Source organism: Phytohabitans rumicis, from assembly GCF_011764445.1.
In the GTDB taxonomy this organism is placed as follows: Bacteria; Actinomycetota; Actinomycetes; order Mycobacteriales; family Micromonosporaceae; genus Phytohabitans; species Phytohabitans rumicis.
In genome coordinates this window covers 4,461,787-4,480,330 of sequence record NZ_BLPG01000001.1, presented here as the reverse complement: position 1 = coordinate 4,480,330, position 18,544 = coordinate 4,461,787, and the positions used below count along the sequence as shown (strand labels likewise).

The window sequence follows — 18,544 nt, the reverse complement described above, 5'->3', positions numbered from 1 at the left end:
GAGGGGCCCCACGCCCTTTCGCTAGACGATCGCCATGTCGACGAAACGGGACAGGTGGAGCTGGGCGGCCACCGTCACCGTGTCGGTCGGCCCGTTTCGGTGCTTGGCGACGATGAAGTCCGCTTCGCCCGCTCGCGGGGACTCCTTGTCGTAGTAGTCGTCGCGATGCAGAAGGATGACAACGTCGGCATCCTGCTCAATTGACCCAGATTCGCGCAGATCGGACAGCTGGGGACGCTTGTCGGTGCGCTGCTCGGGACCACGGTTGAGCTGACTCACCGCGATCACCGGGCACTCGACCTCCTTGGCGAGCAGCTTGAGCCCACGGGACAGCTCGGCGACCTCCTGCTGCCGGCTCTCCGTCCGCTTCGGCGAGGACATCAGCTGCAGGTAGTCGACCACGATCAGCTTGAGGTCGTGGCGCTGCTTGAGCCGGCGCGCCTTGGCCCTGATCTCCATCAGGTTCATGTTGGGCGTGTCGTCGACGAAGAGCGGGGCCTCGCTGATCTCGCCCATCCGCCGGGCGAGCTTGGTCCAGTCGTCGTCGGAGAGCTGCCCGGAGCGCAGGATGTGCAGCGGCACCCGCGCCTCGGCCGAGAGCAGTCGCATGACGATCTCGACCTTGCTCATTTCCAGCGAGAAGATGGCGCTCGCCAGGTTGTGGCGCACTGCGGCATTTCGAGCAAAGTCCATAGATGCCGTCGAGTTGTGTGTCGGGATCATCGAATGGCCGGCCAGGTACATGTGGTCGGCGTTGTCGACGGTGATGCACCGCACCGGGACGCTCGCCACCGGGCGAACGTCCACGATGAACCGGGAACCGGTGCGGGCGCTGTTCGTGGCTCGCGCCCGCTCCTGCTGCGCCTTTCGCTTACGTTCCAGGCGGAAGACCTCGTCAAGGGTGGTGAAGTTCAGTGTGTACGCGGTCGACGAGGCAGCTGTGCGGCCCCGCACTGGTCTGCGGGTCATGGTGCAGCGATAGCCGAGGCTGACCACCAACTCGTAGGCGCCCTTGGCGAGCCGGTGCGAGGTTGAGCAGAACTGGACGTTACCGCTCGGTCCGACGGTGCCGTCCGTGTCGAGTAGGCCGGCGAGCAACGCCCTGCGCTGACTCTCCGACCCGCGCAGGTATGCGACCGGGATGTGCTTGTCGCCCAGGACGTCCGCAGCCCGAAGGTAGCCCTGGAACGACCCGTACCGCCGGTGGCAGTCCGCACAACGGCGGCTGCCGTTCCAGGAGCTAGCGGTAACGCGCCCGCATGTCTCGCAACCCTCGCGCTCGTCCGGAGCAACCAGCCCTCTGGCCCGCCCTCCGCAGGACTGGCCACAGGTGCGGACGCTAGGCCCACGGGGGGTGAAACGCTTGCCGCAGACGACGCAGTCGCGCTCCGGTAAGGGTTCTAGGGCCGGAGGGAAAATCGAGTAGACCATGGGCCCGCTGGGACGGACCACGAACCCGTCTGCCTCGACGTACGACACCATCTCCGGGTCCGCGGTGGTGAACCGGGCGGCGGTGGAGTGCCCGTCGCCCAGCCAAACACCCAGCGTGTACGGCGGTATGGGCAGATCGTCCCGCTCCGGCAAGGCGAGAGGGCTGCAGTTCTCGACGGCGTGGTTGAGTCGCCCGTCCGCCGGGTGGCGCAACGTGGCGGCGATCTCGCTCGTGGTGACGACCCCCGGATGGACCACTGTCGTCTCCGCGTTCATGTACCGATTGACGCGCTGTGAGAGTGCCGACACGAGTGCTTGCCGGGAGTACGCCGGTAGCTCTCGCCGCCATGGCCTATCCGCCCGGATGTATTCGTGAGTCACGCCGCCGTCGAATCCAACCTCTTTTCCGACGACATGCAGAACATGCCGGAACTCATCACCGACCAGGCTTACCGCCTCGCCGAATGGGACGAGCTTGTCCGGCTCGGCAGTCACCGTCTTGTGGGCCGCGGCGACGGCGGCCCTGGCGTCTGCGGACCACTGGTGAGAACGCTTGGCCTCGGCCTTCTGGCGGCGGCTGGCGCGAGTGGTCGTCTTCCACAGGTGCTCGGCGTCGGCGACGATCGTCGAGCCGTCTGAGAACACCACCTCGTAGCACGGACGATCGTGCCTGAGGTCGTATGCCTGGGTGACGGTCGTGGGCTGTCCGTCAGCCCCGAGCACCCGGTCGCCGGCCTTGAGGTCGCCCATGGTGGTCCAGCCGTCCGGCGTCGGGATGGGGGTGTCCGTCGCCAGCGCCTTACCCAGACCAGGTCGTCCAGCAACAATGATCAACTGGCCCGCGTGCAGGCCGTTGAGCAGCCGGTCGAGGTCGGTGAAGCCGGTGGGCACACCGGTCATCACGCCGCCCTGCGCGCCGACCGCCTCGATCTCGTCGAGGGTCGGCTGGAGCATGTCGGCGAGGACGGCGAAGTCTTCGCTGACCCGGCGCTCGGTCACGTCGTACACGGCTTGCTGGGCCAGGTCGACCACGTCGTCGACGTCGCGCCCGCCGCCGCCGGCCGAACCGTAGCCGAGCTGGACGATCCGGGTGCCGGCCTCGACCAGGCGACGCAGCACGGCCCGTTCGCCCACGATCCGGGCGTAGTACGCGGCGTTGGCGGCCGTCGGCACGCTGGCGATGAGCGTGTGCAGGTAGGGCGCCCCGCCGATGCGGCCCAGGTCGCCGGTGTCGGCCAGGGCCGCCGCGACCGTGATGGGGTCGGCCGGCTCGCCCCGCCCGTACAGGTCGAGGATCGCGTCGAAGACGGTGGCGTGCACGGGCCGGTAGAAGTCGCCCGGCTTCAGGATCTCGACGACGTCGGCGATCGCGTCCTTGGACAGCAGCATCCCGCCGAGCACGCACTGCTCGGCCGCGATGTCTTGCGGGGGAGTCTTGTCGAACTGCCCGCCGGTGCCGCCGGGGGAGGACCGTTGGGCGGTGGCTCATACGGTGGCCTTCCGGCCGCCCGCACGTCATCGGTGACCGACACCCAAGCCCCCCTCCGCCCGATCGGCTGCACCCGCAAGCGAACCGCAGAGGTGTGACAGTTTTCTCGCTGAGGCCGAACGAACACCATACGAAACCGCAGGTCAGCTCAGCAAAACGAGCGGTGGATGAGGCTCGGGACAACCTGTGGACAGTCACCCGGCGGGGTGTGTGCAGCCTGTGCACAGGTTGTGTATAACCACTGGGGACGAGCGGCCAGGTACGGTGTGACGTGGGCATGCTCAGTCCCCAAGTTGTGGAGAAGAAATTCAGGGTCGGCTGAGGGCCCGTTCGCGGCATATCATGGCCATCGACGTATGTGTCTTGAGGGCCAGTTGCGGATCTGGCACCAGGAAGGTCACGCTTTGGCGGTGGACTACCGGGACTGGGGGTACGACACACGCGGCCGGCGCGAGCGCCGGTCCGGCGATGACGCGCGTCCGCAGAGCTCGGAGTACACCGGCGAGATTTACGGAGCGTCAACGTCGGGTGCACACCGCGCTGACGAGCCCTCTTCGGGATCGGGCAGTGTCTACCGCGGTCGCCGGCGCCAGCAGGACGATTCGATGGCCGATGACCGGCCGTACGGTCGCCGAAGTGCCCGCGCTCGCTGGCAGCCGGAGCAGGACGACAGCACCGGCACCTGGAGCAGATACGAGGAGCCGGGCGAGCAGAGCGACGCCCCGACGAGTGGCTGGACCCCGGCTGCGCCGACCAGTGGATGGACGCCCGCGACACCGACCAGCGGCTGGACGCCCGGCGCCAGCACGAGCGAGTGGACCCGCGAGGCGTACACCGGCGAGTGGAGCCGCGAGGAGCCGAGCGGGGAGTGGAGCAGCAGGGGCGCGCACACGGGGGAGTGGAAGCGGCCGGCCTCGTGGGAGGACACCGGGCGGGACGACACCCGGGGTGGCCGCCGGCGCCGCGAGGCGGAGCCCAGCACCGGCCGGCGGGCGCTGCCGGACTGGCGGGAGCTGCCCGCGCCGGCCGATGACCCGCCTCCCCCGCAGGAGCCGGCCGAGCCGCGGCGCCGCGACCGCTTCACCGACACCAGCGAGTGGGTGGCGCCACGCGACGAGCAGGCGACCGAGGAGCGGAGCGAGCGTTCCGCCGGGCGTCCGGATTGGGCGGTCGGCCGCGATCCGGCGCCGAGCGCCCGCCGCCGGCGTTCCTGGCAGGATCAGATCGAGCCCCGCTGGCCGAACGGCCGCGGTGAGGAGAGCACCGCACGCCTGTCTGACGACGACCCGCGGTGGGTCGGCATCCCCTCGTCGGCACCGCGGTCACCCGCGGTGGCGTACCCGGATGATCCGCCGGAGCGGGACGAGCCGGAAGATTTCCGCGAGCGCCGTTCGGCCTCGTCCTTCCGGACCGACCCGGGCCGATACCGCTCGCCGGAGCCGCGCTATCCGGAGGAGCCCCGCTACGGCGAGGAGCCGCGCCCAGCGGCGCGGCCGCGGTATCGGGAGGAGACCTCCAGCCGTACGGCGGCGACCGGCTGGCAGCGGCCCGTCGCGCCGTCCAGCCGCCAGCGCCCGGCCTCGGCGCCGTCGATCCGGCGGCGACCGAGCGCTGAGGAGATGGACGACGACTTCGCCGAGCGGACGCCGGGCGGCGTGCTCGCCGCCGTCCTCGCCACCCTCGGGTGGTACGCGGTGCCGCTGGTCCTCTTCGTCGTCTACACGCTCTTCCAGAGTGACAACTCGCTGGCGCTCGGGTCGCTGTCCGGCAGCGCCACCCGGTTCGCCGCGGCGCTGGCGATCAGCCTGATCGTGGCCGTGCTGTTGCGTTGGGTGAGCACGAGTTGGCGATCGGTGAGTGTGGGCCTCGCCGCGGCGGTGGTCGGCGGTGGGCTGTCCACTGTGCTCCTGTCCGCGATCAGCGGCCAGCCCATCGGTTGAGCCGGTTAGGTCTGTAGCGCGCCGCTCACGCTTGGGTATCGGCTCGGCCACACCCGGAGCGGCTGATCGGGTACGCCCGTCGAACGGGCCATGACGACGACCACCAGTACGCGTAATTTGCTGCTTATCGGGGCCGCCACCGTGCTGGCGCTGGCGGGTTGCACCGCGGACCACACCAGCGACAGTGGCGCGTCCGCACCCCTCCAGCGCCCGCCGGTCGCCCCGGGGGAGGATTCGGCGGGGGAGACCGGCACCGACGAGGATCCGCAGTCGACGTTCGCCCTCGACGTGGACACCGCGTCGTACGGCTACGCGCGCCGCCTCATCCAGGACGGCCGGCTGCCGGATCGCTCCGAGATCCGCGCCGAGGAGTTCGTCAACTCCTTCGCCCAGGACTACCGGGAGCCGAGCGGGGATGGCTTCGCCGTGTACGTGGACGGGGCGCGGCCGCCGTCGTTCCATGAGGCGGGCTCGGAGGTACGCCTCATGCGCGTGGGCCTGCAAACCCGGCGGGAGGACACGGAGACCCGCAAGGACGCCGCGCTGACGTTCGTCATCGACGTCTCCGGCTCGATGTCCGAGCGGGGCCGCCTCGACCTCGTCCAGGACGCGCTGCACACGCTCGTCGACGAGCTCCGGCCGACCGACTCGGTCGCCATCGTCGCGTTCAGCGGTGAGGCGCGGGTGGTCCGGGAGATGACCCGGGTGTCCGACGCCGGCTCGCTGCACGACGCCATCGACTCGCTGCACACCGAGAGCAGCACCAACCTGGAGGGTGGCCTTGTGCTCGGTTACCGGGTGGCGCGGGACGGGTTCCGGTCCGGCGCCTCCAACCGGGTGATCATCCTCTCCGACGGCCTGGCCAACGTCGGCAACACCGACGCCGCGCCGATCCTGAGCCAGGTACGCGAGGAGGCCGCCAAGGAGATCGCGTTGCTGGGCGTCGGTGTCGGCAGCGAGTACGGCGACAGCCTCATGGAGCAGCTCGCCGACCGCGGTGACGGCTTCGTCGTGTACGTCAGCGAGCGCGCCCAGGCTCGCGAGGTGTTCGTGAAGCAGCTGCCCGCCTCGCTGGCCGTACGGGCGCTGGACGCCAAGGCGCAGGTCACCTTCGACTCCGAGGCGGTCGAGTCGTACCGGCTGATCGGGTACGAGAACCGGGCCCTCGCCGACCAGGACTTCCGCGACGACCGGGTGGACGGTGGCGAGATCGGGCCGGGACACAGCGTCACCGCCCTGTACGCCGTACGCCTCGCCGAGGGGGCGAGCGACGGCGACCAGGTGGCCCGGGTACGCGTACGGTGGCTCGACCCGGCCGACCGGGAGCCGTCGGAGGTGTCCGAGTCGGTGCGGGTCGCGGACCTGGGCGGCGCGTTCGAGGGCGCGGCGCCGCGGCTGCAGGTGTGCTACGCCGCCGGCTTCTTCGCCGAGACGCTCCGCGGCGGCCGGGAGGCGTCGTACGACGACCTCGCCCGGGTGGCCGACCGGGCGGCGGACTCCACGGAGGACCCGAAGGTGCGGGAGCTGGCCGAGCTCATCGACCGTGCCAGCCGGCTGGACTGAACGAACGCGAAAGCGGGGGCGCCTGGGCGCCCCCGCTTCACGCACTTGCCGTTACTTGGCCTTGACCACCGTCAGGTCGAACTTGGCGGTGACCTCCGGGTGCAGCTTTACCCGCACCTGGTGGGCGCCCAGCGACTTGATGTGGCCGGGCAGCTCGAGCCGGCGCCGGTCGAGTGCCGGGCCGCCGGCGGCCTTCACCGCGTCGACGACCTCGGCCGGGGTGACCGAGCCGAAGAGCCGGCCACCGTCGCCGGCCCGGGCCGACAGGCTGATCTTGCTCAGGCCCTCGATCTGCGCCTTGACCTCGTTGGCGTGGCCGAGGTCCCGGATCTCCCGGGCCGAACGGGCCCGACGGATCACCGTGACCTGCTTCTCCGCGCCCTTTGACCACAGGATCGCGAAGCCCTGCGGAAGCAGGTAGTTACGGCCGTAGCCGTCCTTGACCTCCACGACATCGCCGGGAGCGCCGAGGCCGGACACCTCCTGAGTCAGAATGATCTTCATCTCGGTGCCTCCCCTCAGCGCGCCGTGGCGGTGTACGGCAGGAGCGCCATCTCGCGGGCGTTCTTGACCGCGCGGGCGATCTGCCGCTGCTGCTGGGAAGTCACCCCGGTCACCCGCCGAGCGCGGATCTTGCCGCGGTCGGAGATGAACTTGCGCAGCAGCGCGGTGTCCTTGTAGTCGATGTAGGTGATCCCCTCCTTGTCGAGCGGGTTCACCTTCTTCTTCGGCTTGCGAAGCGCCGCAGCCTTAGCCATTGCTCTTGCTCCTGATGATCCTGCGTTGCCCCTCCTGGGACTCCGCATTAGAACGGGGGCTCTTCGTCGAAGTTGCTGCTGCCGCCGCCCGAACCGGAGCCCGAGGGTGCCGGCGTCGCAGTGGCCCACGGGTCGTCGAAGTTGCCTCCGCCGCCCTGGCCGCCGCCACCACCGGAGGCGCCGAAACCACCGCCGCCGCCGCTGGAACGCGACATCTTTTGCACCTTCGCCGTGGCGTACCGCAGCGAGGGGCCGATCTCGTCGACCTCCAGCTCGATGACGGTGCGCTTCTCACCCTCGCGCGTCTCGTACGACCGCTGGCGCAGCCGACCCGAGACGATCACGCGGGCGCCCCGCTGCAGCGACTCCGCGACGTTTTCCGCCGCCTGCCGCCACACCGTGCACGACAGGAAGAGCGGCTCGCCGTCCTTCCACTCGCCGGACGTGCGGTCCATGAACCGGGGCGTCGAAGCGACCCGGAACTTGGCGACCGCCGCACCCGACGGGGTGAAGCGCAACTCGGGGTCATCGGTCAGGTTGCCGATGACCGTGATGGTGGTGTCTCCTGCCATGACCAACTCCTCGCGCCCTCATCGTTTGCCGCCAGGCTGCCAGAGCCGTACGACAAGAAAATGAGGTCGATCCGGGCGGGCCGGCGCCGCGTCAGCGGACGTCCGGCCGGATGACCTTGGTCCGCAGAACGGACTCGTTCAGCCGGAGCTGACGATCCAGCTCGGCGACCGCATCGGGGGATGCCTGCAGATCGATGACCGCGTAGATACCCTCGGCCTTCTTGTTGATCTCGAATTGCAGGCGCCGGCGACCCCAGACGTCGAGCTTTTCCACCGAGCCACCCGCGGTGCGGATCACGTTCAGATACGTGTCCAGCGACGGGGCGACGGTGCGCTCCTCAAGGCTTGGATCGAGGATCACCATGATCTCGTAATGACGCAAGACTTGCTCACCTCCTCTGGGCTAGTGGCCACGGTCCATCCGTGGCAGGAGGTCGTGCGTCTGTTCGCATAAGTGAAGCCGTGGGATAGGCCCACGGCAACGAGCGAACCGAACAAGAGTACCGGGCGGGCCCGGCATAGAGAGCCGCGGGGCGCCCTATCCTCTTCTTTGGGTGGGACCTGGGGAGGAACGACCACACCGACGAGGTTGGATAGAAGGCGCCCCGCGGAGCCTGTGTGTTTACTTGTATATTACGCGACACCCGTCCGGGTTGCACGTTGAGCGATAATAGCCCGGATTGCTCCCGCTAGCACACCAACCACGCAGACTGTGGCGATAAGTGCAAGCAGTCCGATTGGTCCGCTTTCCCGCACCGGCTGGACCGAAGACAGCGCCTCGGCGGCCGCCCCTTCCGTGCCGGTGCCTGCTGTTTCATCCACGGTATCCACGGCCGCCGCCGGGTCGCCACCGTCGTCCGCAGGGATCGCCTGTTCGGGGCCGACCTCGGCCGCCGTGGGGCTGGCGTCCGGCGCGGCCGACACCGCCGCCTGCGGTTGCTCTTCCCGTTGGGTACGCGTACCGCCCGCCGGCCGGCCCGGTGCGCTCGTGCCCGGCTTGGTCCCCGGCGCCCCCGTACGCGGTGCCGCGACCACCTCGACGCGTACCGCCGCCTCGTCGGCGAGCATGCAGCTCGGCTTGAGCCCGAGCGTGACCGGCCCGCGGTGGAACACGACCGGCGCGGCGCCACCGTTCTCGATCTCGCCCTGTGCGGCGCCGTCGATGAGCAGCTTCGCCCGGTAGCCGGTCCGGTTGACCACACGCAGCGTGGTCTCCGCCGGGATGGTCACCGTGGACGCGCTCGGGTTGGCCTCGCAAGAGACCCCCAGCAGCCCACGGTCGCCGCTGAACACCACTTCCTTGCCGCTCTCCAGCGGCTCGGCCTGGGCCGCGGTGGCGGTCAGCAGCGGCGCGGCGGCGAAAACGGCGGCAACCGCTGTAGCGGCGGCACGATGTCGGGCCAGCGGCGGCATTCACCATCTCCCAGGTCGGCGGCTTGGATCTATCGGGCTAACGAATCGGGCGAGTCGCCGGTGACGGGTGATTTGTCACGTACCGACCCAGATGTTGTTCTCCGGGCTACGTCCCTCGCGCCGGTGTCGGACCTAAGACGTAGGCTCGCCTCCATGCGTATCGGAGCCCACGTCGACTCGACCGACCCGCTGGGCGCCGCGACCGCCCGCGACGCCGAGACCGTGCAGTTCTTCCTCACCGACCCGCAGGCGTGGAAGGACCCGGCCCCGCGCGACGACGCCGAGGCGCTGCTCGCGTCCGAGATCGACATCTATATCCACGCGCCGTACCGCATCAATGTGGCGACGCTCAACAACCGCATCCGCATCCCCAGCCGCAAGCTGCTGATGAGCCACGCCCAGGGCGCGGCCGCCGTCGGCGCCAAGGGGTTGATCGTCCATGGTGGACACGTCGAAAAGGGTGAAGACGTCGCCATCGGCTTCGACAACTGGCGCAAGGCATTCGAGTACGCGGCGAAGTCGGGCGGCTTCCCGCTCCCGGTGCTGATCGAAAACACCGCGGGGGCGACAACGCCTGTGCCCGCCGGTTCGACGCGCTGGCCCGGTTGTGGGACGCGATCGGCGAGTTCGAGCCGGGCTTCTGCCTCGACACCTGCCACGCGCACGCCGGCGGGGAAGACCTGCTCGACGCCGTCGACCGGATCAAGGCGATCACCGGCCGCATCGACCTGATCCACGCCAACGACTCCAAGGACGGGTTCGACTCCGGCCGGGACCGCCACGACAACCTGGGCAAGGGGATGATCGACCCCAATCTGGTGGTCGCCGTCGTACGAGCCGCCGGGGCTCCTGTCGTGGTCGAAACCCCGGGCGGCGTCGAGGGCCAGGCCGCCGACATCGCGTTCCTGCGTGACCGGGCCGGCCGATAGGGGCCATGACCGATGAGTACGGAGCAGCCGCAGGTCGTCAAGGAAGACCCGACGGTTCCGGAGTCGAGCGTGCAGGCCGACGACACGGCGGTCGTTGACACCGGTGCCGACGACACCGCGGTCATGGACGCCAATGGCGACGACACCGCGGTCGTTGATACCAAGAGCGACGACACGGCAGTCGTGGACACCAAGGCCGACACCGCGGTCGTCGTCGATACCAAGGCCGACACCGTGGTCGTCGATGCCACGGGCGACGACACGGCCGTTGTTGACACAAAGTCCGACGACACCAAGGCCGACGAGCGCAAGCCGAAGGCGGCGGCGCCCGAGCGTTGGGAGGCGTTCGCCCCCGAGCCGGAGCGGCCGCCCACCCGGCGCCGGCGGGTCGGCCGGGCGATCGGGCGGTTCCTGATCCACGAGTGGACGCTCGCCATCGCGGGCTCCCTGCTGCTCGCCGTGCTCATGACCTGGCCGACGCTGCGCTATCCACAGCACACGCTGCCGCAGGACATCTGGGACCCGACCCTCCAGGCGTGGCAGATGGCCTGGTCGGGGCACATCCTGATCAGTGACCCGGCCCAGCTGTGGAACTCCAACACGTTCTTCCCCGAGCGGCTCAGCTTCGCGTTCTCCGACACCCTGCTCGGCTACGCGCCGGCCGGCATGATCGGCGACGGCCCGGTGGCGGCGGTCGTCCGCTACAACATCATGTTCGTGCTGGCGCACGCGCTGGCCACCCTCGGGGCGTACGCGCTGGTCCGCCAGCTCGGCGCGGGCCGCACCGGAGCGGTCGTCGCCGCTGCCGCCTACACCTACGCGCCCTGGCTGCTCTCCCAGGCCGGGCACCTGCACATCGTGTCCAACGGCGGCATCCCCCTGGCGTTGGCCATGCTCGCCCGCGGGCACGGCTGGTCCCTTCGCGACGGCTACCGCCCGGACCGCCGCCAACCGGGCTGGGCGCTGGCCGGGTGGGCGGTCGCGGCCTGGCAGATCAGCCTCGGCTTCGGCATCGGCCTGCCCTTCGCGTACGTCCTGGGGCTGATCGCGCTCGTCTCGATGGTCACCTGGTACGTGGGCAAGGTGCGGCGCAGGCCGGTACGGCGGCCGTTCGGAGCGCTGCTGCTGGCCACCGACCTGGTCGGCGGCCTGCTCTTTGCCGCGACCGGAGTGCTGCTCTCCCTCGCGTACTTCGACGTGGCACACCTGCACCCGGAGGCGGAGCGTACGGTCGACGCCCTGCGCGCCTACTCGCCACCGGCGAGCGGGTTCTTCATCGCGCCGGCGGAGTCGCGCATCTGGGGCGGCCTACACGAGCAGGCCCGCGAAGGGCTGCCCTGGGCGCCCGAGATGACGCTGCTGCCCGGCTTCGTGCTGTACGGCCTCGCCATCGCCGGCCTGTTCTTCTCGATCTGGAAGGTGCGCCACCGGATCCTGCTGCTCGTCGGCGTACTGGCCAGCGGCATCCTCGCCATGGGCCCGCGGTTCTTCGGCGGCCGCTACACCTACCTTCCGCTCTTCGAGCACCTGCCCGGCTGGGACGGCCTGCGTACGCCGGGCCGCCTCATGCTCTGGACCACGCTCCTGCTCGGCATCCTCGCGGCCGGAGCGGTAAGCGCGTTCGTCCGGCGGGTCGGCGACATCACGGCGACCCGGGTGCCCCCACGGCCCGGCGCGCTGCTCCGCCTGGCCACCCTCCTGCCGCTGGTCCTGGTGCTGGTCGAGGGCCTCAACACCACCCCGCACCCGGTCGTCCCCCAGCAACCCGAGGTCATGCGGGTCGACCCGGGCCCGATCCTCGTCCTGCCGAGCACCCTCAAGATCGACCAAAACGTCATGCTCTGGTCGACCACCCGCTTCCAACCGGTGGTCAACGGCGGCAGCGGCTTCACCCCGACCGGGCAGGCCGAGACGCGGGAGATCACGCAAACCTTCCCCGACCAGGCGAGCGTCGACTACCTGCGCGAGTTGGGCGTCAAGACGGTGGTGCTGCTACGCGACCAACTGGTCGACACCCCGTGGCAGGCCGCCGTGGACATGCCCGTCGACGCCCTGGGCATCCAGCGCGAAGTCGTCGGCAACACCATCGTCTTCCACCTCTGACACGAGCGGGCCGCGCCCCCGGACGCAGTAGGACGCGCCCCGCTCCCGCGCCGGCTCCGCACACCCCAAACCTCGCCCGACCTCGCCCACGCGCCGGCCGCGGCGCCCGCGGCCCGCGGCGCCCAGACCCTGCGGGCCCCGCCGCCCGCAGCCCTCATCGCCCGCGGTGCACGCCGCCTGCGGCGTCCAGACTCTGCGGCCCCCGCCGCACGCCGCCCGCAGCGCCCATCCCCTGCGGCCTTCATCGCTCGTGGCGCCCGCCGATCAAGGACTTGCGCGTCGATCAAGGGCAAACGGCCGTGGATCAGAGATCAAAGCACGACCGTTCGCCCTTGATCGACGGAAAAGTCCTTGATCGACGCAGCCGCCGCCGGACGCGGGCCTCCGGCGCCGCCCGCCGGACGCAGGCCCGCCGGACGCAGCCCTCCAACGTGGTGCCGCCGGGGACGCGGGCCCCGCCGGACGCGGACCCGCCGGACGCCGGCCTCGCGGGACGCCGGCCTCGCGGGACGCGGGCCTCCGACGTGGTACTGCCGGAGGCGGTTAGGCCGGGGTGGGGGTGGGGAGGTGGGGAGTTCGGCGCGGCGGTTGCGCCATCGCGCCAGCCATGGTGCGTCCTCGGCGCCGTCGTAGACGCCGCCGTCCGGGTCGTCCTCGTACGTCTGGCGGACCGGGTCGCGCTCCGGCTTCAGGATGTCGCGGACGACGAATCCACATAGGACGGCCACGGTGACGAGCCGGAGCGTGGCGGCCAGCACGAAGACGCCCTCGGGAAATACCTGCTTACCCGAGGCGCCCAGCAGCTCGCCGTAGAACGACACGAAGTAGAGGACCTCGGCCACCTGCCAGGCGAGGAAGGCACCCCACCGCGGCCGGGCCAGTACGGCGAGCGGGAGCAGCCACAGCACGTACTGCTGGGACCAGACCTTGCTGAAGATGAGGAAGGCCGCGACGACGAGGAATGCCAGTGCGGACAGCCGTGGCCGGCGCGGCGCGAAGAGCGCCAGTCCCGCGATCGCCAGGCAGGCCAGGCCGAACAGGCCGTACGTCAGGTAGTTGAGCTGCGGGTCGACGTGGTTGCTCAGCCACTGGAACGGCCCCTCGTCGCCGGGTGCGCCCGTGTTCCACTTGCCGTCCAGGTAGCGCCCGACGTACCAGAAGGTGCCCCAGTCGATCGGGCGCTCGGTGTTGAGCTCGAAGAAGCGGTCCCAGCTTTCCCGGTACGGGATCGCGACCGGCAGGTTGACCAGGACGAGGGAGACGAGGGCGGTAACGGTCGCGATGACCGCATGTTTGATCCGTCCCGACCGGAGGCCGAGGACGAGCAGCGGCCCGAGGATGAACAGTGGCCACATCTTCGCCGCTCCGGCGAGGCCGATCAGGATGCCGGCCGCCACGGGTCGTCGTTTCGCCCAGGCGTACAGGCCGAACGCGAACAGGCCGATGGCGAGAAAGTCCCAGTTGACGGTCGCGGTGACGAGGAGCGCGGGGGACAGCGCGAACATCGCCGCGTCCCAGGGTCGTCGTCGGCGCAGGCCGAGGATCATCCCGACGGTCGCGACGGCGAGCGCGCTCAGCACGAGCGCGTTGGCGTCGTAGAACCAGAGCGCCTGGTTGAGCTCGGGTCGGCTCTGGCCGAGGGCGTGCACCGGCAGGCCGAGGGCGCCCATGAAGTAGCCGGTCAGCACCGGGTATTCCACCGGGTGATCGCGGTAGGGCACCTTGCCCTCGTTGAGCCCTTCGGCGTAGTACAGCGCCAGCACGTCGGTGTAGCAGAACTTGGTGTACTGGACATGGTCCGCCCAGGCGCCGTCGCGGCAGGGCGACTTTTGCACCCAGTGCAGGGCCAGGGTGAGACAGGTCAGCGCGATGACGATGCGGGTCGCGGTCCAGAACCGACCGCCCCACTGCCGCTGCGGCCGGTCGGCGCCGGTGGCGTGCTCACCGATCGGCCCACCGATCGCTTCGGAGAGGCCGCGGACGAAGGCATCCGACTGTGCCGGATGGTCCACACGTTCAGGACCGTCGATGTCGGCCGACCGTACGCTCATGAAATGGCATCTTGCCGCATCGGCACCGGGCCTGCGGGGCCCGGTGCCGATTTGGCACTTATCACTCTCGGGCCCGGGTCGTCGGCGTGGGTATGACGATCACGCCGCCCCCGCCGCCACCGGTGCCGGGCGACGGGGTCGTCGGCAGGTTGCCGTTGTTGTTGTTGCCATTCCCGTTGCCGTTGCCGTTGTTGTCGTCGTTGCCGTCCCGGTCACACTGCGGCAGGAACGGGAACTGCCGGCACAGCAGGTTCTCGTCCGGACCCGTCGTCGGCGGAGGGGGCGACTGGCCGTTCGGGTACGGGCTGTCCGGGTCGCCGGTGTTCTTCCGGTCCTCGAACCGCTTGATCTCGTAGTTGAGGGCCTTGTGCGCCTCGTCCATGAACTTTTCCCAGATGGCGGCGGGCGTGCCGGAGCCGCTCATGTTCTTTGAGCCGCCGGGCTCCTTGATGGCTCGTCGTTTGCCCTCGGTGCCGACCCAGACCGCGGACGCGATCTGTGGCGTCGCGCCGACCATCCAGGCGTCGCCGGTCGCGTTGCGCTCCTGGTTGAGCTCCCAGGTACCGGTCTTGCCGGTCGCCGGGCGGCCGTCCTCGAGCTTGTTGTCGATCGAGCCGGGGATCTTCTGTAGCACGGAGTTGATGTCGTCGATCTGGTTCGCGACGAACTTCTGCTGCGGGTCGAGCTTCTCACCGACCCCGGCGACCTTGACGTACTTGCCGGTCGCCGGGTCGCGCTTCTCCACCGACCGGATGAAGTGGGCCTTGTTGTAGGCGCCCCGGTTGGCGAGCGTGGCCACGCCGTTCGCGTGGTCGAGCACGGTCACCGGGTACTGGCCGAACGCCACCTCGTTGTCGAACTCCTCCGGCGCCAGGTCCTCCGGCTTGCTCTTGGTGAGGTCGTGCGGCTTGCCCTTGCTGGTGTCGAACATGGTGTGGATGCCGGCGTCGCGGGCGGCCGCGACGACCTTGTCCGGCCCGATGCCGTCGGCGATCCAGTAGAACGGCACGTTGAACGACGAGATCGTGGACTGTTCCAGCGTGCAGGTCTTTCCACAGGCGATCTCGTTCCCCTCGCGTCCGGCGTTCGAGATCTTGCGGGCCCCGTCCTGGTCCTTGGTCGCGTCCCAGCGCGAGTCCATCGGGATCTCGGCGCGCATCGCCGCCGCCAGCGTGTAGATCTTGAACGTCGAGCCGGGCGCGTGCCCACCGGAGTTGCCGTCGTCGTTGAGGCCGGCGTAGTCGTACCCGGTGCCGTTCTCGCCGCCGTAGTACGCGATCACCCGGCCGTTCGACGGGTCGATCGCCACCAGCGCCGCCTTGTAGTACGCCGGAAGCTTGTTCATCGGCGATTCCTTGGACTGCCGGCGGGTGGCGTTCTCGGCGGCCTTCTGCGCCTTCGGGAGGATCGTGGTGGTGATCCGGTATCCGCCCTTCGCCTTCCACTCGGACGGCGGGATCCCCATCGCCTCAAGCTCGTCCCGGACGTAGTTGATCACGTTGCCGGTCGGCTTGTCGGCGCCACACCCGATGTTGCACGTCTTCGGGTCGTACTTCTTGAGCGTCTTGGTCGGGTAGACCGCCTTCGCCCGCTCGTCGGCCGTCATCCAGCCCTTTTCGACCATGTTGCCGAGGGTGTAGTTCCACCGCTCGGTGGCCGCCTCCAGGTTGAGCTGCGGGTCGTAGCCCTTGTGCGTGGACGACGGCTCCGGCTGCTTGATCACCGAGGCGAGGACGGCCGCCTCTTCCTTGGTGAGGGCGCCCGGCTGTCCGGGCTGGGTGAGGGCCGACTTGCCGAAGAAGCACTGCGCCGCGGCCTCGATGCCGTGGCAGCCCCGGCCGAAGTAGATCGCGTTGAGGTAGAACCCGAGGATCTCGTCCTTGCTGTACGTCTGCTCCAACCGGCGGGCGAGCACCGCCTCACGGATCTTCCGGTTGTAGTTGATGCCGGTCAGTTCGGCCGCGTGCCGGGCGTACTGCTGGGTGATCGTCGAGGCGCCCTGGGTGTCGCCGCCGGTGAAGTTGTTCCACGCGGCGCGGGCGATGCCCTTCAGGTCGATGCCCTCGTGGTCCTGGAAGCCCTTGTCTTCCGCGGCCATCACCGCTTCGCGGACCACCGGTGAGATCTTGTCGTACGGCACGACCGTGCGGTTGGACTCGCCGAGCTTGGCGAGCTGGGTCTTGCCGTCCGCGAACATGATCGAGGTGGCCTCGACCTCGCTCGTGCTGTACGCCGGCACGTCGTCGTAGAACCACGTCAGGGCGACCACGGCACCGCCGGCGAGCATGACGACCACCGCGAAGGCCGCGACGATCCAGTTGATCCGCTTACGCCGCTTCGCCCGCTTGATCGCCGCCGGGTCGCCCTTGCCACCCTTGCCGCCGCGCCGACCCGGACCGCCGGGACCACCCGGTCCACCGGGCCCACCGGGGCCGCCCGGACCTACCGGGCCACCCGGTCCTTCGAGGACGTCGGGCCCGGAGAAGCCCGGCCCGGCCGGGGACACCGGGCGTACGGTGGCCCGGCCCACCGTGGCCCGCCCAGCGGCACCGGGGGGCGCCGCGCCGACGCCGGCCCGGCCGACCGAGGCGGAGCCGACGGAGGCGGAACCCACCGACGCGCGACCCGACCCGACCGGCGCGCGGCCGGAGGTAGGAGTCACCGACGCGCGCCCTGCTGACCCCACGGTCGCGCGCCCTGGCGCGGCGGGACGTGGGGAGGAGCTGGCGCTTGACCGCCGGTATCCCCCGCGTCGGGTCCGTAGTCGTCGGACGGGCCTGATGCGTTGGCCCGACCGCGCGCGGAACTAGGGTCGTCGTACGAGTTCATTGGTCACACCCTGCCGGTCGCGATGGCGCGCGCCTGCGACACCACCGGTTTGCGGTGAGTTTGGACACCCTGCTGAAGGGTCGTGCCCGACATAAACGGACTTATCCGATTAACGAGTGATCGCCTGCCCCGCCACTCCGGGTTGTCCCTGATGTCGCTGGGGCAAGCGGTGGTCACCGTCGGGCCCCTCGCCTTCGTTTGGTTGCCGGCGCCCCACCGCCGGAAGCGGATGAACCTGACGCGGAGGAGCCGACGGCCGTGGCCGTCTCAGCGCCGGCGCCGACGGAATCGTCGGACAGGCCGTCGCGGCCGAGGAGGAACTGCTCGACCAGGTGATTCCAGGAGCAGGCGCGGCAGACCTCCACCACGTACACCTGGAACTCACGGAACGTCATCGCGAGCACCGGGAGCTCGGTGCGGGTGCGGGCCTGTCCGGCCGACTGCTTGAGCTCGTCGCCATAGATGTAGTGGACGAGCGTCAGGTTCTCCCGCCGGCATATCGGGCACCGCCGGTCGGTCGGCTCGCCGTGGAAGCGGGCGGCGTTCTTCAGGTAGGGAGAGGCATCGCAGACCTCGTAGGTCCCGACCCGGCCGGAAAGCACGTCACGCAGCAGCGCTCGCTTCTGAAGCGAGTAGTCGACGATCTGCCGCTGCGTGCGCATGCGGACGAGGGTACGCGGTTCCGGGCGGCGAGGCGACAACCGTCACTTTCCGCTACCGAACACCCCTATATCCGATGTTTGCCCGAACCTCGAAGCCGAGATACCGTGCGATGTATCGGCCCGATACATCGAGCCGGTGAACGGGAGCCCACGGGAAGGTAAGGAGGGTGGGACATGCTTGAGCTCGCCATCCTCGGCCTCCTCCAGGAGTCCCCGATGCACGGCTATGAGCTGCGTAAAGAGCTGGCCACCAAGCTGGGAGCCATCCGCGCGGCGATCAGCTACGGCACCCTGTACCCCACGCTGCGACGGCTGCAGAGCACGGGCTGGATCACCGAGGCGGGGGAGACGTCCGCAAACGCGGAGGAGATCCCACCCCTCACCACCCGCCGCGGCCGCGTTGTCTACAAGATCACAGCGGAAGGCAAGGAGCGCTTCGCCGAGCTGCTCGCCCAGGTCGGTCCGGAGACGTACGACGACGCCGGCTTCGGCGTGCACTTCGCGTTCTTCGCCCGTACGGACCGGGCCACCCGGCTGCGGATCCTGGAGGGTCGCCGCCGGCGGGTCGAGGAGCGTCGCGAGGGCCTGCGCGACGTGCTCGCCCGCGCCACCGAGCGGCTCGACGCCTACACGCTGGAGTTGCAGCGCCACGGCCTTGACGCCTGCGAGCGCGAGGTCCGCTGGCTGGAGGAGCTCATCGCCAACGAGCGCTCCGGTCGCGCACCTGATCGAGAAGAGAAACCGTCTCCGCCTGGATCGTCCAGGACACAAGAGGAGCGGCCGTGATGAACAAGAAGGAGGCAA

At 69.8% G+C, this 18,544-nt stretch carries 13 protein-coding genes and 1 pseudogene; 5 read left to right on the top strand and 9 right to left on the bottom strand.

Features of this window, described 5'->3' with window-relative positions; translation table 11 throughout:
* Positions 1 to 21: 21 nt before the first annotated feature.
* The gene (dnaB, locus tag Prum_RS20010; protein ID WP_173083918.1) at positions 22 to 2,820 is read right to left on the bottom strand and encodes a replicative DNA helicase; all 2,799 of its coding nucleotides are present in this window, start codon (positions 2,818 to 2,820) and stop codon (positions 22 to 24) included.
* A gap of 705 nt (positions 2,821 to 3,525) precedes the next feature.
* Here dnaB and Prum_RS20005 point away from each other — a divergent pair.
* On the top strand, positions 3,526 to 4,860 hold the full coding sequence (locus tag Prum_RS20005; protein WP_173077902.1) for a DMT family transporter: 1,335 nt from the start codon (positions 3,526 to 3,528) through the stop codon (positions 4,858 to 4,860).
* A gap of 90 nt (positions 4,861 to 4,950) precedes the next feature.
* Entirely contained in the window at positions 4,951 to 6,423 is a 1,473-nt protein-coding gene (locus tag Prum_RS20000) for a vWA domain-containing protein (protein WP_173077901.1), read from the top strand.
* Positions 6,424 to 6,474: 51 nt separating this feature from the next.
* Here Prum_RS20000 and rplI read toward each other — a convergent pair whose 3' ends face one another.
* From rplI to Prum_RS19975, 5 genes are all read right to left on the bottom strand, one after another.
* On the bottom strand, positions 6,475 to 6,927 hold the full coding sequence (rplI, locus tag Prum_RS19995) for a 50S ribosomal protein L9 (protein ID WP_173077900.1): 453 nt from the start codon (positions 6,925 to 6,927) through the stop codon (positions 6,475 to 6,477).
* A gap of 14 nt (positions 6,928 to 6,941) precedes the next feature.
* Complete coding sequence (gene rpsR / locus Prum_RS19990; protein WP_089250287.1) at positions 6,942 to 7,181, bottom strand: 30S ribosomal protein S18; 240 nt, start codon at positions 7,179 to 7,181, stop codon at positions 6,942 to 6,944.
* A gap of 47 nt (positions 7,182 to 7,228) precedes the next feature.
* Positions 7,229 to 7,753 (bottom strand): single-stranded DNA-binding protein, encoded by a 525-nt coding sequence (locus Prum_RS19985; protein ID WP_173077899.1) that lies wholly within the window; start codon positions 7,751 to 7,753, stop codon positions 7,229 to 7,231.
* A gap of 91 nt (positions 7,754 to 7,844) precedes the next feature.
* Positions 7,845 to 8,135: a 30S ribosomal protein S6 gene (gene rpsF / locus Prum_RS19980; RefSeq protein WP_173077898.1), complete on the bottom strand. Its 291-nt coding sequence runs from the start codon at positions 8,133 to 8,135 to the stop codon at positions 7,845 to 7,847.
* Positions 8,136 to 8,386: 251 nt separating this feature from the next.
* The gene (locus Prum_RS19975) at positions 8,387 to 9,166 is read right to left on the bottom strand and encodes a hypothetical protein (RefSeq protein ID WP_173077897.1); all 780 of its coding nucleotides are present in this window, start codon (positions 9,164 to 9,166) and stop codon (positions 8,387 to 8,389) included.
* Positions 9,167 to 9,319: 153 nt separating this feature from the next.
* Between Prum_RS19975 and Prum_RS19970 the strand changes: the two are divergent.
* Both Prum_RS19970 and Prum_RS19965 read left to right on the top strand, forming a co-directional pair.
* Positions 9,320 to 10,095 (top strand): annotated as a pseudogene (locus tag Prum_RS19970) (deoxyribonuclease IV).
* Between the two features lie 12 nt (positions 10,096 to 10,107).
* A complete protein-coding gene (locus Prum_RS19965; RefSeq protein WP_371871246.1) occupies positions 10,108 to 12,198 on the top strand; it encodes a hypothetical protein in 2,091 nt (696 codons plus the stop codon).
* A gap of 311 nt (positions 12,199 to 12,509) precedes the next feature.
* Here the strand turns inward: Prum_RS19965 and Prum_RS19960 are convergent, their stop codons facing one another.
* From Prum_RS19960 to Prum_RS19950, 3 genes are all read right to left on the bottom strand, one after another.
* On the bottom strand, positions 12,510 to 14,249 hold the full coding sequence (locus tag Prum_RS19960) for a glycosyltransferase family 87 protein (RefSeq protein ID WP_218577296.1): 1,740 nt from the start codon (positions 14,247 to 14,249) through the stop codon (positions 12,510 to 12,512).
* A 61-nt stretch (positions 14,250 to 14,310) separates the two neighbouring features.
* The gene (locus Prum_RS19955; RefSeq protein ID WP_246277986.1) at positions 14,311 to 16,863 is read right to left on the bottom strand and encodes a transglycosylase domain-containing protein; all 2,553 of its coding nucleotides are present in this window, start codon (positions 16,861 to 16,863) and stop codon (positions 14,311 to 14,313) included.
* Between the two features lie 388 nt (positions 16,864 to 17,251).
* On the bottom strand, positions 17,252 to 17,740 hold the full coding sequence (locus Prum_RS19950) for a DUF5318 domain-containing protein (protein WP_173077896.1): 489 nt from the start codon (positions 17,738 to 17,740) through the stop codon (positions 17,252 to 17,254).
* A gap of 174 nt (positions 17,741 to 17,914) precedes the next feature.
* On the opposite strand from Prum_RS19950, the gene Prum_RS19945 reads away from it, so the two are divergent.
* Positions 17,915 to 18,526, top strand: a complete 612-nt coding sequence (locus Prum_RS19945; RefSeq protein WP_173077895.1) for a PadR family transcriptional regulator — start codon at positions 17,915 to 17,917, stop codon at positions 18,524 to 18,526.
* The last annotated feature ends 18 nt before the right edge of the window (positions 18,527 to 18,544 follow it).